Genomic DNA, 14,038 nt, shown 5'->3' on the forward strand with positions numbered 1-14,038 from the left:
TGCCGTGCCGTTTCCACCAGCTCACCTTTCGAACCCGGGAGACGCATCATGCCACTGCAAGATCACATGCATTTGATTTCCACCGACGATCACCTGATCGAACACCCGCGATTGTGGTCGGACCGCTTGCCGTCGAAGTTCCTCGAGGCCGGCCCGAAGATCATCGAAAAGGCCATGCCGAGCGGTCTTTTCCCGGTCCCCGGCGCACCCGCCGGAACCCGGCTGGCGGAGGTATGGGAGTACGAGGGCCGGATCTACCCGTACATCGGCCTGAACGCGGTCGCGGGTAAGAAGCCCGAACAGTACGGCGTGGAACCCACACGCTACGAGGACATGCTTCCGGGATGCTACGACCCGAGCGCACGTGTGCTGGACATGGACATCGACGGAGTGCAGGCGGCACTGGCGTTCCCCTCGTTCCCCCGGTTCGCGGGCACGGTGTTCCTCGAAGGCGAGGACAAGGAACTCGCCCTGCTGTGCGTCAAGGCATGGAACGATTACATGCTCGACGAGTGGTCTCCGACCGCCCCCGACCGGCTGATCCCCATCGTGATGCTCCCGCTGTGGTCGGTGGAGGAATGCGTGCGCGAGATCGAGCGGACGGCGGCCAAGGGAGCGAAAGCGATCACCTTCCCCGAGAATCCGGTGCCGCTGGGATTGCCGTCGTTCCATACCGATCACTGGGATCCGGTGCTGTCGGCAGCGGAGGCGGCGGGAATGCCGCTGTGCATGCACTTCGGCACGTCCGGTCAGGCGCCGATCACCGCTCCCGAGGCCCCGATGGCCGTGATGATCGCACTGTTCGGGTGCAACTCGATGTACGCGACGGCGGATCTGCTGTTCTCCCCGGTCTTCCACAAGCACCCGAACCTGAGGGTGATGATGTCCGAAGGCGGAATCGGCTGGGCGCCGTACCTGCTGGAGCGGATGGATCAGACCTGGGAGAAGCACCGGTTCTACCAGAACATCGACCAGTCGGCACGGCCGTCGGAGTTGTTCGCCGAACACATCTTCGGCTGCTTCATCGACGATCAGTTCGGGATCGACAACCGGCATGCCATCGGGATCGACAACATCACCTGGGAATGCGACTACCCCCATTCCGATTCGAACTGGCCGAACAGCCGCAAGCGCGTGCACGACGCCATGCTCGACGTTCCGGACGAGGACGTGCACAAGATGGTCGAACTGAACGCCCGCCGACTGCTGAACTTCCCCCGTCTCTGAATTTCCGCCGGTGTGCCGAAACGGCGGCTCCCACCGCCACAAAGGCACACCGGCGCGTCCCGCGCACTTTCGGAGGATCGACATGGCCGAACGGATCGACCAGCTGCCGGAGGACGACTGGGTCGACCAGGACCTGCTCACGCGGAACCTGGCCGGCGAGTTGCTGGACGAAGAGATCGCCGCCGAACGCGACCGGCTCGCACGGCTGGACAGGGGAGAGGGTGGGGACGACATCCACATGTCCCGCGCCGATATGGAAAGGCGGCTCGCGGCGATGATCGAAGTTCGAAAGCGCGTCAGCGCACCGAATTCCGTGGAATTCTGACGACCGTGCAGTTCCGACAACCGGGTGATGGAGAATACGTGAGCCGAAGTACCGTCGTCGCCACAGGACGGCCCCTGCCGCAGCCGACCCCGGCGACGTCCGAGTTCTGGGCCTCGGGAGCCGACGGGGTGCTGCGAGTGGCGCAGTGCGGCACGTGTGGCAAGAGAATGCACCCGACGACGGTGCTGTGTCCGGAGTGCAGGGGGCGCGACATCTCGCTGCAAGCGGTCTCGGGCCGCGCGGTCGTGGTGGGTGTGACGATCAACGTGCAGCAGTGGCTTCCGGATCTCCCACCTCCGTACGTCATCGCGATCGTTGCGCTCGAGGAGGATTCGAGCGTCCGCCTGACGACCAACATCGTCGGGTGCGAACCCACGGACGTGTCCGTGGGTACCGGGGTGCGGGTCGTGTTCGAGCAGATGAGCGACGAGATCTGGCTACCGCTGTTCGAACCGGACCCGAACGCGGACGGTGAGCCCGGCCCGCTGCCGGAACCGGAGAACTACCGGGCCCGGTTGCGCCCGCCGGTCACCTCCGGCAAGTTCGAGGACCGTGTCGTGATCTCGGGGGTCGGGCAGTCGAGGATCGGCCGTCGGCTCATGGTCGATCCGCTGACGCTGACGGTCGACGCGTGCCTGCAGGCCATCGCGGATGCGGGCCTGTCCGTCGACGACATCGACGGACTGTCCACCTATCCGGGTGCCGCCGTCGGCGGTATCTCGGAGGGTGGAATCATGCCCGTCGAGCAGTCCCTGCGGATCCGCCCGACCTGGGTCAACGGCGGCGGCGACCTGCCCGGGCAGAACGGGTCCATCGTCGCCGCGATGCTGGCTGTCGCGTCGGGACTGTGCCGGCACGTCCTGTGCTACCGCACCGTGTGGGAGTCGACCCATTCCGAACTGGTGCGGTCCGGACAGTGGGAAGCCGGAATCGGGCGGGCGGCGGGCATGTTCGAGTTCCGCCATCCGTTCGGTGCCATCTCGGCGGCCAACTGGATCGCCTGCCAGGCGTCGCACTACTTCCACCGCTACGGCGACGCGAAAGAGACGCTCGGCGCAATCGCTGTCAACGCGCGAACCAGTGCGGGCTCGAATCCCGAAGCGGTCTATCGTGATCCGATCACGATGGCCGATTATCTCGGCGCCCGAACGGTTTCCACGCCGTTCGGGCTGTACGACTGCGACGTCCCGGTCGACGGTGCGGTCGCGGTGATCGTCTCCGCCGCCGAGACCGCCCCGGACCTGCCCCACGCACCGGTGTTCGTCGAGGCGGTGGGCACCCAGATCCTCGAGAACCTGTCGTGGGATCAGGGCACGCTCACGCACCTGCCGCAATCCCTCGGTCCGTCGGCGCACCTGTGGAGTCGCACCGACCTGCGTCCCGAGGACGTCGACGTCGCCCTGTTGTACGACGGATTCACGTTCAACGCGTTGTCGTGGCTCGAGGCACTGGGATTCTGCGAGTTCGGCGGTGCCCGGGACTTCGTCGACGGCGGGCGTGGCATCGCGATCGACGGACGCCTCCCGCTCAACCCGCACGGTGGGCAGTTGTCCGCCGGCCGCACCCACGGCTACGGCTTCTTCCGGGAAGCTGTGCTGCAACTGCGAAGGCAGGCGCCGGGACTGCAGGTCGCCGACCCGGAGGTCGCAGTCGTCACCGCCGGCGGCGGCGTGCCGTCGGGCGCCGTCCTGCTCCGCACCGGCTAGATCGCCTCACCACCCGGCCACCATTCCACCCATCCACGATCAGGAGTCGTCATGGACCGTCCCCTGGAGGGCATCCGAATCCTCGAGGTCGCCCAGTTCACCTTCGTTCCGGCCGCCGGAGCGGTACTCGCGGACTGGGGCGCCGACATCATCAAGGTGGAGCATGCCGAGACCGGCGACGCGCAACGCGGTCTCGTCCGTGTGCTCGGACTCGCCGCGAGCCAGGCCGGTTCGTCGTTCGCGCCGATCATGGAGGGCCCGAACCGCAGCAAGCGCAGCATCGGACTCGACCTCGCCAAGCCCGAGGCGCGACCGATCCTCGAGAACCTCGTCCGCAGCAGCGACGTGTTCCTGACCAACTACCTGCCCGGTCCGCTCGCCAAGCTCCGCCTCACCGTCGACGACATCCGCGCCATCAATCCCGACATCATCTACGTCACCGGCAACGGCTTCGGCTCCGAGGGACCGGACGCGGACAAGGGCGCCTACGACGCAACCGCGTTCTGGGCCCGCGCCGGCAGTGCCGACGGCGTCATGCCGCCGGACACCGACCACATGGCGTTCATGCCGGCCGGTGCCTACGGCGACAACATCGGGGGAATGACGATCGCCGGAGGTATCGCGGCCGCGATCGCCGGGCGCGAACGCACCGGTGAGCCGTCCGTCGTGGATGTGTCGCTGCTCGCCGTCGGCGCATGGGCAACCCAGTTCTCCGTCAACCTGTCGCTGTTCCTCGGCGGCCCGCTACCCAAGGTGCGGCGCACGACGGCCGCGCCCGGCAACCCGCTGAGCGGTTCGTACCGCACCTCCGACGGCCGGTGGCTGCAGTTCTCGATGCTGCAACCGACTCGCTACTGGAACGAGTTCGTTGCCGCGCTCGGTCGCGAGGACCTGGTCGACGACCCCCGATTCGCCACGATGGAAGCGATTTTCGAGCACTCCCAGGAGATCGGCGATTGGTTCGCCGAGGCGATCGCGAAGCGAACCTACGACGAATGGCTCGAGGTCTTCCGCGACATCTCCGGACAATGGGCCCCGGTCCAGGACGGCTGGGAACTCGGACACGACGAGGCGCTGATCGCCAACGGACGGATCGTCGAGATCACCGACGCGGACGGCAAACCGCAGAAGCTGGTCGCGAGTCCGGTCAAGTTCGACAACGCGCCGGTGAAGATGTCGCGGGCTCCGCAGTTCGCCGAGCACACGGACGAGATCCTGCGGGAGATGGGACTCGACGACGAGCAGCTCATCGAACTGAAGATCGCGGGTGCCGTCACTTAGGTACATCCCCGCTTTCCAACTGTCCTGAGTGCGTGTTCCGGCCGACCGTCACGACGGCGGCCCTCGTGAAGGGATTGCCGTGACGGCGATGAACCTTACGGATCTGGCGGCGGCCGAGGAGAACAAGCCCGCGATCGTGATGGCCGGCAGTGGCGCGACACTGAGTTACCGCGAACTCGAAGACGCGTCCAACCGCATCGCCCACCTCTTCCGGCAGAGGGGGCTGCAGGCGGGCGATCACATCGCGATCCTCATGGAGAACTGCCTGGAGATGTTCCCCGTCGTCTGGGCGGCGCAACGAGCGGGGCTTCTCTACACGCCCGTCAACTGGCACCTCGCCGACGACGAAGCCGCCTACGTCGTCGAGAACTGCGGTGCCCGCGTGCTGGTCCACTCCGAACACCTCGACCGGCTCGCGTCGGTCGTCGACTCCGGAAACCCTGCTGTGGAAACGCGATTCACGGTGGGGTGGAAGTCGGCGACCGGAGCCGAGTCGCTCGCAGACGCGGCAGCCGCGCTGCCGGTGACGCCGATCGACGACGAGGTCGAGGGCTACTACATGTTCTACTCGTCCGGAACCACCGGGCGGCCCAAGGGGATTCTGCCCGAGCTGACCGGTGCGCCCTTCGGGGCCGGGCTGGGCATCGATGCGGTGATGCGGAACGCATTCGGATTCGGTTCGGACAGCGTGTATCTGAGTCCCGGGCCGCTCTATCACGCGGCCCCGCTCGGATGGTCCATGGGTACCGTCCGCAACGGTGGAACCGCGATCGTCATGGAACACTTCGACGCCGAGGGCGCGCTCGCCGCGATCGACCGGTACCGGGTCACCCACACCCAGGTCGTGCCGACGATGTTCGTCCGCATGCTGAAGCTTTCCGACGAGACGAGGGCGCGGTACGACCTGTCGAGCCTGCGCGTGGTGATCCACGCGGCCGCACCGTGTCCGGTCGAGGTCAAGGAACGCATGATCGAGTGGCTCGGCCCCAAGATCCTCGAGTTCTATGCGGGGAGCGAGGGAAACGGGTTCTTCATGATCTCCACGCCGGAATGGCTCGCGCACCGCGGATCCGTGGGCCGGCCCACCGTCGGTGAGGTGCACATCTGCGACGAGGACGGACACGAACTGCCTCCGGGCGAGATCGGCACGATCTGGATGAGCGGTACCCCGAGGTTCGAATATCACGGCGACGCCGCGAAGACCGCCGGCGCGTACAACGACAAGGGCTGGAGCACGCTCGGCGATCTGGGGCACGTGGACGAGGACGGCTACCTCTATCTGTCGGCGCGGCGCACCGACCTGATCCTGTCCGGTGGGGTGAACATCTATCCGCAGGAGATCGAGGATGCGCTGACCATGCATCCGGCGGTCCTCGACGTGGCGGTCATCGGGCTGCCCGACGACGAGATGGGTCAGCGGGTGCACGCGGTGGTGACTCCGGCGGAGGCGACCGTCGCGAACGACGACCTCGCGGCCGAGCTGATCGGCTACGCGCGGGAGAGGCTCGCGCATTTCAAGGTGCCGCGCACCGTCGAGTTCGGTGAGGTGCCGCGCCTGCCGAGCGGCAAGATCCTCAAGCGTGCGTTGCTGTCCCGGTACGAGGGCACCGGCGTCGCGCAATAGGAACGTCATCCCTTGCGTACCGGCTGTCGGCAACGATCCGCCGGACGGTACCGTCCCTGGAAACCGAAGGCGACGAGGGGATGGTAATGGGCGTTTATGCGGTGACCGGTGCGGCTTCCGGGATGGGTAAGGCGAGCGCGGATCGTCTGCGGGCCGCCGGTCACACCGTGATCGGGATCGACCTGAAGGAAGGCGACGTCGTCGCGGACCTGTCGACGTCGGAAGGTCGCGCCACCGCGATCGCGAAGACACTCGAACTGGCGGAGGGGCACCTCGACGGTGCCGTCCTCGCCGCCGGGCTCGGTCCCGGGCCGGGTCGGGAGCGTGTCATCGCCGAGGTCAACTTCCGCGGTGTCGTCGAACTGCTCGAGGGCTGGCGCTCGACCCTCGCCGCAGCCGGAAACAGCAAGGTCGTCGTCTTCGGGTCGAACTCGACGACCACGGTTCCGGCCGCCCCGATGTCGGCGGTGAAGGCATTCCTCGCCGGGGACCTGGAGAAGGCCGTCAAGCGGGCGTGCCGGATCAAGCCGGCCGGCCCGACGTTCACCTACGCGGCCTCGAAGCTCGCGGTCACCCACTGGGTGCGCCGCGCGGCCGTGACTCCGGAGTGGGCCGGCGCGGGGATCCGCCTCAACGTGATCGCACCCGGGGCGATCGAGACACCGCTGTTGACCGCCCAGCTCGACAGCCCGGAAGCCGACCGCGTCCGGGACTTCCCGGTGCCGATCGGCGGATTCGGTCGGCCGGAGCAGATCGGGGAGTGGGTCGAGTTCATGCTGTCGCCGGCCGCGGACTTCCTCTGCGGGTCGGTCGTCGTCGTCGACGGCGGCAGCGAACCCTTCTTCCGCGGCAGCGACTGGCCGCGTCCGGTGCCGATCCGGAAGGTTCCGGCCTACCTGCTTGCGATGCGCCGGTTCAACAACGCGAAGAAAAAGTAGCCCGCGTCTCCGGAAGTGCCCCTGAGTGACGGTCGGTGTACCGATATTTCGGTACGCCGACCGTCATTTCCGTTCCGGCCGAGGCGGTTCGGTTCGGGACGCGGCGGGCGCGATTCCGAACAGCATGGCGTCGAGCCCCGCGACGAACGCGGCGTCGTTGTCGAGGGTCGTGGCGGCGCCCGAGGAGTCCGAGGTGAACAGGGCCCTCAGGTGCGGATAGTCGCCGTGCGCGAGCATCTCGGACATGTGCGCGGCACCGCCGCCGCTCGCCGAGGCCGTCTCCCCGGCCGATTCCTGCGCCGCGAAATTGGTGACCCAGCCGCTGATCAGGGCGACGCCCATCATGGTGGCGGTCGCGTCGAGCCCGGCCGGTGCCAGTGCGCCGACGAGCCGGTCGAGGTAGCGGATGCTGTTCGGGCCGAGGTCGGTGGCCGGCGTGTCCCGTAGCCACGGATGACGCCGATGCAGGGATCGGGACTGCTGGGCGATGGCGAGTACATCGGTGCGGACGTCACCGGTGAGCGGGGGGAAGTCGAACTCGGCGGCGACCCGGTCGGCCATCAGCGCGAGCAGATCGTCCTTGCCGGCCACGTATCGGTACAGCGATGCCGCCGAGGTGCCGAGCGCGTCGGCGACGCGCCGCATCGAGAGTGCGCGCATGCCTTCACTGTCGACCAGCCGGACGCAGGCCTCGCCGATGTCGTCGAGGGTGTACGTCGGGCGGGGCCCGCGCTTGCGTTCGTCGGTGCGCAGCCACAGTGAGGTCGGCATGACCCCCAGCATGCCTCGAGGAAAGAGTTGCGAACGCTGTTCTCATTTATCTACCCTCTAATTGCGAACATTGTTCACAGTTTGAGGGGGAGGGCGCATGAACGTGCTCGAAGCCGACGGCCTGACCCGGGCGTTCGGAGACCGCAACGTCGTCGACGCAGTGCACCTGAGCGTTCCCGCCGGGCACATCCATGCGCTGCTCGGCCCGAACGGCTCGGGGAAGACGACCACCGTCCGCATGCTCGCCACGCTGCTGCGGCCGACCGCCGGTCGTGGCCGCGTCTGCGGCTTCGACGTCGTGCGCGACGCGGCCCACGTGAAACGACGCATCGGGTTGGTCGGGCAGTTCCATGCGGTGGACCCCCGGCTGACCGGTCGGGAGAACCTGACGATGTTCGCGCGGCTGCACGGACTCGACGGCCGCTCGGCCCGGGTCCGCGCGACCGAGCTGCTCGACCGGTTCGATCTCGCCGACGCCGCCGCCCGCCCGGTGAGCAGCTATTCGGGAGGTATGCGCCGGCGGCTGGACCTGCTCGCCGGGATGGTCGTGCGGCCCGAAGTGCTGTTCCTCGACGAACCGACCACCGGCCTCGACCCGCACAGCCGCAACGAGATCTACCGGCTGGTGCGCGAACTCGTGGGGGAGGGCACCGCCGTGCTGCTCACGACGCAGTACCTCGACGAAGCCGACCGCCTCGCCGACAGCATCACGATCCTCGACGCCGGCGTGACGATCGCGACCGGAACCCCGGCGCAGATCAAGGAGGCGGTCGGAACCGGAGTCGACCTCGCCCTGCCCGCCGCCGCGGACGTCACCGAGGCGATCGGCGTGACCGCCGCATTCGGTCTACGGCACATCGCCACCGACGCCGCGTCCGAAACCGGCACCGTCCGGCTGTCTTTCGCCACCGATGCCGATTCGGTGCCGCTGCTGCCGGTGCTACGCGCCCTCGACGAAGCGGGCGTGCCCGTCGACGACATCGGCCGCCGTCGCGTCGGGCTGGACGAAGCGTTCCTGACCTTGACCGGACACGCCCGTACGGAGGAGCCCGCATGACCACCGCCACCCATGGAAGCTCGGCACTCACCGGCACCCGGACGTTGTTCCATCGGATCGTCCTGACGTACCGGCACTCGCCCGCGCTGCTGCTCGTCACGCTCGCCGCGCCGCTGGGCATGGTGCTGCTGTTCGGATTCGTCTTCGGCGGCGCACTGTCCGGCGGTGACGCCGCCGCCTACCGCGCGTATCTGATGCCGGGGGTGCTGGTGCTCGTGGCCGCGATGGGCCTGGCGACCACCGCGGCCACCGCCAACGCCGACCTGCGCAGCGGACTCTCCGACCGGTTCCGGACCCTGCCCACCGCGCCGGTGTCGGTGCCCGCCGGGCTCGCCCTCGCCGAAACGGCCACCTGTGCGGTCGCGCTCGTGCCGATGGTCGGTGTCGGATATCTCGTCGGCTGGCGGATCGACGCAGGCGTCCGCGAGACTGCGCTCGCAGTGATGCTGCTGCTGTTCCGCTTCGCGCTCTCCTGGCTGGGCATCTGGCTCGGCTTCTCGATCCGGGACGAGCAGGTGCTGCAGCAGTGCGCGCCGATGATCTTCGGAACGATCATGTTCTCCAACATCTTCGTGCCCACCGAGACCATGCCCGCGGTGATCCGGACGATCGCGGAGTGGAATCCGGTCAGTGCCGTCGTGGCCGCCCTGCGCGAACTGCTGGGCGGTGCCGCGCCGACGGCCGTGGACGCGGCTGTGCCGATGGCCGCGGATGCGGCGTGGCCCCTGCAGCACCCCCTGTTCGCAGCCTTCGGCTGGTGCCTCGGAATCGTCGCTGTGCTGGTACCGCTCACGGTCCGCCGGTACGTCACCACCCGCTGATCGGGCGCCGATCCGACCGTTACCGACGAGTAACCGGACCATCGACAGACAGCGGAAACCGGCGGGACTACCCTGTATACCCGTGACCTCACACTATGACGTCGTTGTCCTCGGAGCCGGTCCCGGTGGGTACGTCGCTGCTATCCGCGCGGCACAGCTGGGATTGAGCACCGCCATCATCGAGCAGAAGTACTGGGGAGGTGTGTGCCTGAACGTGGGCTGCATCCCCTCGAAGGCACTTCTCCGCAATGCCGAACTGGCGCATCTCTTCAACAAAGAGGCCAAGACGTTCGGTATCTCGGGGGATGTCTCCTTCGACTTCGGTGCAGCCTTCGACCGCAGCCGCAAGGTGGCAGACGGTCGCACCAAGGGCGTGCACTTCCTCATGAAGAAGAACAAGATCACCGAGTACGACGGTAAGGGCTCGTTCGTCGACGCCAAGACCATCGACGTGGCGCTCACCAAGGGCGGCACCGACCGGGTGACCTTCGACAACGTCATCATCGCGACCGGTTCCGTCACGAAGCTGCTGCCCGGCACCTCGCTCAGCGAGAACGTCGTCACCTACGAGGAGCAGATCCTCACGCGTGACCTGCCCGGCTCGATCCTCATCGTCGGCGCCGGCGCCATCGGCATGGAGTTCGGCTACGTCCTGAAGAACTACGGCGTGGACGTCACCATCGTCGAGTTCCTCGACCGCGCCCTGCCCAACGAGGACGCCGACGTCTCCAAGGAGATCACCAAGGCGTACAAGAAGCTCGGTGTCACCATCAAGACCGGTGCCGCCGTGCAGACGATCGACGACGACGGCACCAAGGTGACCGTCTCGATCAAGGACAACAAGAGCGGCAACGTCGAGACGGTCGTCGTCGACAAGGTCCTGCAGTCCGTCGGCTTCGCCCCCCGTGTCGAGGGCTACGGCCTCGAGAACACCGGCGTCGCCCTCAACCGCGGCGCCATCGAGATCGACGAGCGCATGCGCACCAACGTCCCCGGCATCTACGCCATCGGTGACGTCACCGCCAAGCTGCAGCTCGCGCACGTCGCCGAGGCGCAGGGCGTCGTCGCCGCCGAGACCATCGGGGGCGCCGAGACGCTCGAGCTGGGCGACTACCGCATGATGCCGCGCGCGACGTTCTGCCAGCCGCAGGTCGCGTCGTTCGGTCTCACCGAGGAGCAGGCCAAGGCCGAGGGCTACGACGTGAAGGTCGCGACCTTCCCGTTCACCGCCAACGGCAAGGCCCACGGTCTCGGCGACCCGAACGGGTTCGTCAAGCTCATCGCCGACAAGACGCACGGGGAGCTGATCGGTGGCCACCTCATCGGCCCCGACGTCTCCGAGCTGCTGCCCGAGCTGACGCTGGCCCAGAAGTGGGACCTGACCGTCAACGAGCTGGCCCGCAACGTCCACACGCACCCGACGCTGTCGGAGGCGCTGCAGGAGGCCATCCACGGCCTCGCAGGACACATGATCAACTTCTGACACAGACCTCCGCGCGGGTAGATCCCCGCCCGGATGTACCGGCCTCGGCCCGTGGAGACTTCACCGTCACCACGGGCCGTTGTCGTTGTGGCGCCCCTGTCGTTGGGGTGCGGCTGGGGTTACGACGCCTCGGCGTCCCTGTCCGACTTCCGCAGTGCCAGGCGGATCGAGCAATTGCCGTCCTGCGGGTCCGGGAAGACCGCGGCGGTGTATCGGGCGCCGAACGTGGCCGCGTTGTCGTCGAGGAGCTGCTGGATGAGCCCGCGCTGGATGCCGCGCACGACCTCCGGGTTGGTGCGGGCGATCTCGACCAGGGGGCACGTGCACAAAGTGAGCTCGTGGTTTCCGAATGCGCTTGTTGCGGATCGGGTTTCGAATCCCAGGCGGGAGAGGGCGTCGATGACGAAGGCGCCCGCGTCGGCGGTGTCGGCAGGGGCGAAACCGAGCATGCCCGCCCAGTCGCGTCCCACCTCGCAGGCCGTGCGCTCCCGCTCCTCGGCGGTGCCGCCGAGCCGGGCCGCGAGCAGTGCGACGAGGTCCGTATAGGACGGTTTCGGCACGGCGGTGTATCCGAGACGCGGCCGGCCGACCTTCGTCGACTCGAGCTGCCGGGTCCGGACCAGGCCTTCCTCGATGAGCGAGTTGAGGTGGAAGCGGACGGTTGTGACGTGCAGGTCGAGGTCGTCGGCCAGCAGGTGGGCGTCGAGTGGCTCGGCCGACGTTTCGAGCAGGGCGAGAACGCGGTCCCGTTGCTTGACCTGTCGTGCCAATTCCTGCCCCTCTGCCGAACGCTCGGTGGGACTCCGGTGAGGCCCGCCGTATTCAAATGAGTAATTTCCTTTATAGTCGTCGCCGGTACAGCGCGACGATGTCAACGTTACGGCGACGGTCATCGGTTCCGGAATTGCGGTCGGGTCGCGCTCGGTCACTACGAAGGAGAGAGTCGAACATGTCGCAGAACCCGTCGGTGCACACCGCGCAGGACAGCAGCACCGCCGGTGTGACGCGCATCGAAGGACTCGCCGACCTGAACGTCCAGGACGGGCCCACACCCCGCATCGAACGTATGGCGGCCGGCCCCGGCGCGACCGTCGTGCGGTTGAGCTTCGCCGCCGGCCAGACCATGGAAGAGCACCGTGCGGGCTTCCCGATTCTCGTCTCGGGGGCGAAGGGTCACGTGACCTTCGAGGTCGGCGGGGAGTCGATCGAGCTGGTGCCCGGAACCGCCGTTCATGTCGAGGCGGGAATCATGCATCGCCTCGTCGCGCTCGAGGACTCGGTGGTGACACTCGTCGTCCTGCGGTGAGCTTCGCTCAGTCGGCGCTGACGAGCTTCGCTCGGTGGGCGCTGTCGTAGCGCTCCTGGGCTGCAATCACTTCCGGCATCGCGTCCTGCACGAGTTCGATCAGGCCGCGCAGGTGCTGCGCGAATCTCGAACCCAGCTCCGTGAGGCGGTATTCGACGTGCGGCGGAACCGTTGCCCGGACGTCGCGTGCGACGAAGCCGTCGCGTTCGAGCTGCTGCAGGGTCTGCGACAGCATGCGTTCGCTGACACCGTCGATCCGGCGCCGGAGTTCCCCGAACCGGTGGGTGCCGTCGCCGAGAGCGACCAGGACGAGGGTTCCCCATCTGCCGGTGATGTCCAGCATCGTCCGGCGGGATTCGCAACAGCGCGCGAACACGTCCGCTGCGAGCGCTGGGTCCGAGGCCATGGTGCGACGATATCGCGACCGTCTTGCACTTACTAATAGTTAGTGCTGTGATGGTGGAGAAGTTGAAGCATCAACAACAGGAGTCGACATGACCATTGCAGTGACCGGAGCGACCGGCAATCTCGGGCGCCTGACCATCGCCGCGCTCCTCGAGCGGGGTGTCGCCGCGGCCGACATCGTCGCCGTGGTCCGGGATGCTGCGAAGGCCGCCGAGCTCGCCGAAAAGGGAGTGCAGGTGCGCGTCGCCGACTACGACGACGCGGACGCGCTGCGCGTGGCGTTCGCGGGCGTCGACAAGCTGCTGCTCGTCTCCGGCAGCGAGATCGGCCGCCGCGTCCCGCAGCACACCAACGTCGTCGAGGCCGCGAAGGCCACCGGCGTCGGATTCCTCGCCTACACCAGCATCCTCGACGCCCAGAACAGCCCGCTGATGCTCGCCGCCGAGCACAAGGCCACCGAGAACCTCATCGCCGAATCCGGCATCGCTCACGCGCTGCTTCGCAACGGCTGGTACTGGGAGAACTACGAATCGGCCGTCGGCACCGCCCGCGAGACCGGGGTGCTGTTCGGTGCCGCGGGAACCGGCCGCGTCGCGGGAGCGGCCCGCAAGGACTTCGCCGAGGCCGCGGCCGCCGTGCTGCTCGCCGACGACGCCGCCGGCAAGGTGTACGAACTCGGTGGCGACCGGCTCACCTACGCGGAACTCGCCGAGGCGCTGTCCGGCGTCGTCGGGAAGCCGATCGTGTACAAGGACCTGTCGCGTGAGGAGTACACGCAGGTCCTCGAAGGCGCAGGGGTACCGTCCCAGTTCGCGGCGGTTCTCGCCGACTCCGACGCGGGCATCGCCGCCGGAGCCCTCGACACCGACAGCGGCGATCTGCAGCGCCTGATCGGACGCGACGCGACCCCAGTCGCGGACGTGCTGCGCGGCTGATCTGCGCGGTGATTCGGAATCCGCCCACGCTACAGGGTGGGCGGATTCCGAATCATGCGGCGCATCAACCGATCCGACGGTTGTGCACAGGCGCGTCGTTCATCCACAGAAGTCCTGATTTCGGCTCGGAGTGGGTGGTTCGGCCGGATGGGATCGGGC

The 14,038-nt window shown here is 67.6% G+C and carries 14 protein-coding genes; 11 read left to right on the forward strand and 3 right to left on the reverse strand.

Going from position 1 to position 14,038, the window contains the following annotated elements; all coding sequences use genetic code 11:
- Nucleotides 1–48: 48 nt before the first annotated feature.
- From M1M07_RS01720 to M1M07_RS01745, 6 genes are all read left to right on the forward strand, one after another.
- The gene (locus M1M07_RS01720; protein WP_248673125.1) at nucleotides 49–1,227 is read left to right on the forward strand and encodes an amidohydrolase family protein; all 1,179 of its coding nucleotides are present in this window, start codon (nucleotides 49–51) and stop codon (nucleotides 1,225–1,227) included.
- An 82-nt stretch (nucleotides 1,228–1,309) separates the two neighbouring features.
- Nucleotides 1,310–1,552, forward strand: a complete 243-nt coding sequence (locus tag M1M07_RS01725) for a hypothetical protein (protein ID WP_248673126.1) — start codon at nucleotides 1,310–1,312, stop codon at nucleotides 1,550–1,552.
- Between the two features lie 38 nt (nucleotides 1,553–1,590).
- Complete coding sequence (locus M1M07_RS01730; RefSeq protein WP_248673127.1) at nucleotides 1,591–3,258, forward strand: OB-fold domain-containing protein; 1,668 nt, start codon at nucleotides 1,591–1,593, stop codon at nucleotides 3,256–3,258.
- A 51-nt stretch (nucleotides 3,259–3,309) separates the two neighbouring features.
- Nucleotides 3,310–4,539: a CaiB/BaiF CoA-transferase family protein gene (locus M1M07_RS01735; protein WP_197255059.1), complete on the forward strand. Its 1,230-nt coding sequence runs from the start codon at nucleotides 3,310–3,312 to the stop codon at nucleotides 4,537–4,539.
- A gap of 88 nt (nucleotides 4,540–4,627) precedes the next feature.
- Entirely contained in the window at nucleotides 4,628–6,163 is a 1,536-nt protein-coding gene (locus tag M1M07_RS01740; protein ID WP_248673128.1) for an acyl-CoA synthetase, read from the forward strand.
- Between the two features lie 86 nt (nucleotides 6,164–6,249).
- Nucleotides 6,250–7,101, forward strand: coding sequence for an SDR family oxidoreductase (locus M1M07_RS01745; protein WP_197255063.1), 852 nt, complete (start codon nucleotides 6,250–6,252; stop codon nucleotides 7,099–7,101).
- Nucleotides 7,102–7,164: 63 nt separating this feature from the next.
- Here M1M07_RS01745 and M1M07_RS01750 read toward each other — a convergent pair whose 3' ends face one another.
- A complete protein-coding gene (locus tag M1M07_RS01750; RefSeq protein WP_231611268.1) occupies nucleotides 7,165–7,872 on the reverse strand; it encodes a TetR/AcrR family transcriptional regulator in 708 nt (235 codons plus the stop codon).
- A gap of 97 nt (nucleotides 7,873–7,969) precedes the next feature.
- On the opposite strand from M1M07_RS01750, the gene M1M07_RS01755 reads away from it, so the two are divergent.
- From M1M07_RS01755 to lpdA, 3 genes are all read left to right on the forward strand, one after another.
- Entirely contained in the window at nucleotides 7,970–8,929 is a 960-nt protein-coding gene (locus tag M1M07_RS01755) for an ABC transporter ATP-binding protein (protein ID WP_197255072.1), read from the forward strand.
- Nucleotides 8,926–9,750: an ABC transporter permease gene (locus M1M07_RS01760; RefSeq protein WP_197255073.1), complete on the forward strand. Its 825-nt coding sequence runs from the start codon at nucleotides 8,926–8,928 to the stop codon at nucleotides 9,748–9,750. Before M1M07_RS01755 ends, M1M07_RS01760 begins: the two co-directional genes overlap by 4 nt.
- A gap of 82 nt (nucleotides 9,751–9,832) precedes the next feature.
- The gene (gene lpdA, locus M1M07_RS01765; protein WP_197255074.1) at nucleotides 9,833–11,233 is read left to right on the forward strand and encodes a dihydrolipoyl dehydrogenase; all 1,401 of its coding nucleotides are present in this window, start codon (nucleotides 9,833–9,835) and stop codon (nucleotides 11,231–11,233) included.
- 119 nt (nucleotides 11,234–11,352) lie between these two features.
- Here lpdA and M1M07_RS01770 read toward each other — a convergent pair whose 3' ends face one another.
- Nucleotides 11,353–12,003 carry a metalloregulator ArsR/SmtB family transcription factor gene (locus M1M07_RS01770; RefSeq protein WP_231611269.1) on the reverse strand — a complete coding sequence of 217 codons (651 nt, stop codon included), beginning with the start codon at nucleotides 12,001–12,003 and terminating at the stop codon, nucleotides 11,353–11,355.
- Nucleotides 12,004–12,182: 179 nt separating this feature from the next.
- Between M1M07_RS01770 and M1M07_RS01775 the strand changes: the two genes are divergently transcribed.
- Nucleotides 12,183–12,539, forward strand: a complete 357-nt coding sequence (locus tag M1M07_RS01775) for a cupin domain-containing protein (protein ID WP_248673129.1) — start codon at nucleotides 12,183–12,185, stop codon at nucleotides 12,537–12,539.
- A gap of 7 nt (nucleotides 12,540–12,546) precedes the next feature.
- On the opposite strand, the gene M1M07_RS01780 is transcribed toward M1M07_RS01775, so the two are convergent.
- Nucleotides 12,547–12,945 carry a helix-turn-helix domain-containing protein gene (locus M1M07_RS01780; RefSeq protein ID WP_248673130.1) on the reverse strand — a complete coding sequence of 133 codons (399 nt, stop codon included), beginning with the start codon at nucleotides 12,943–12,945 and terminating at the stop codon, nucleotides 12,547–12,549.
- An 88-nt stretch (nucleotides 12,946–13,033) separates the two neighbouring features.
- On the opposite strand from M1M07_RS01780, the gene M1M07_RS01785 reads away from it, so the two are divergent.
- Entirely contained in the window at nucleotides 13,034–13,879 is an 846-nt protein-coding gene (locus tag M1M07_RS01785; protein ID WP_197255077.1) for an SDR family oxidoreductase, read from the forward strand.
- Nucleotides 13,880–14,038: the final 159 nt, after the last annotated feature.

Origin of the sequence: Rhodococcus sp. HM1, assembly GCF_023218075.1 — a bacterium.
Taxonomy (GTDB): domain Bacteria; phylum Actinomycetota; class Actinomycetes; order Mycobacteriales; family Mycobacteriaceae; genus Rhodococcus.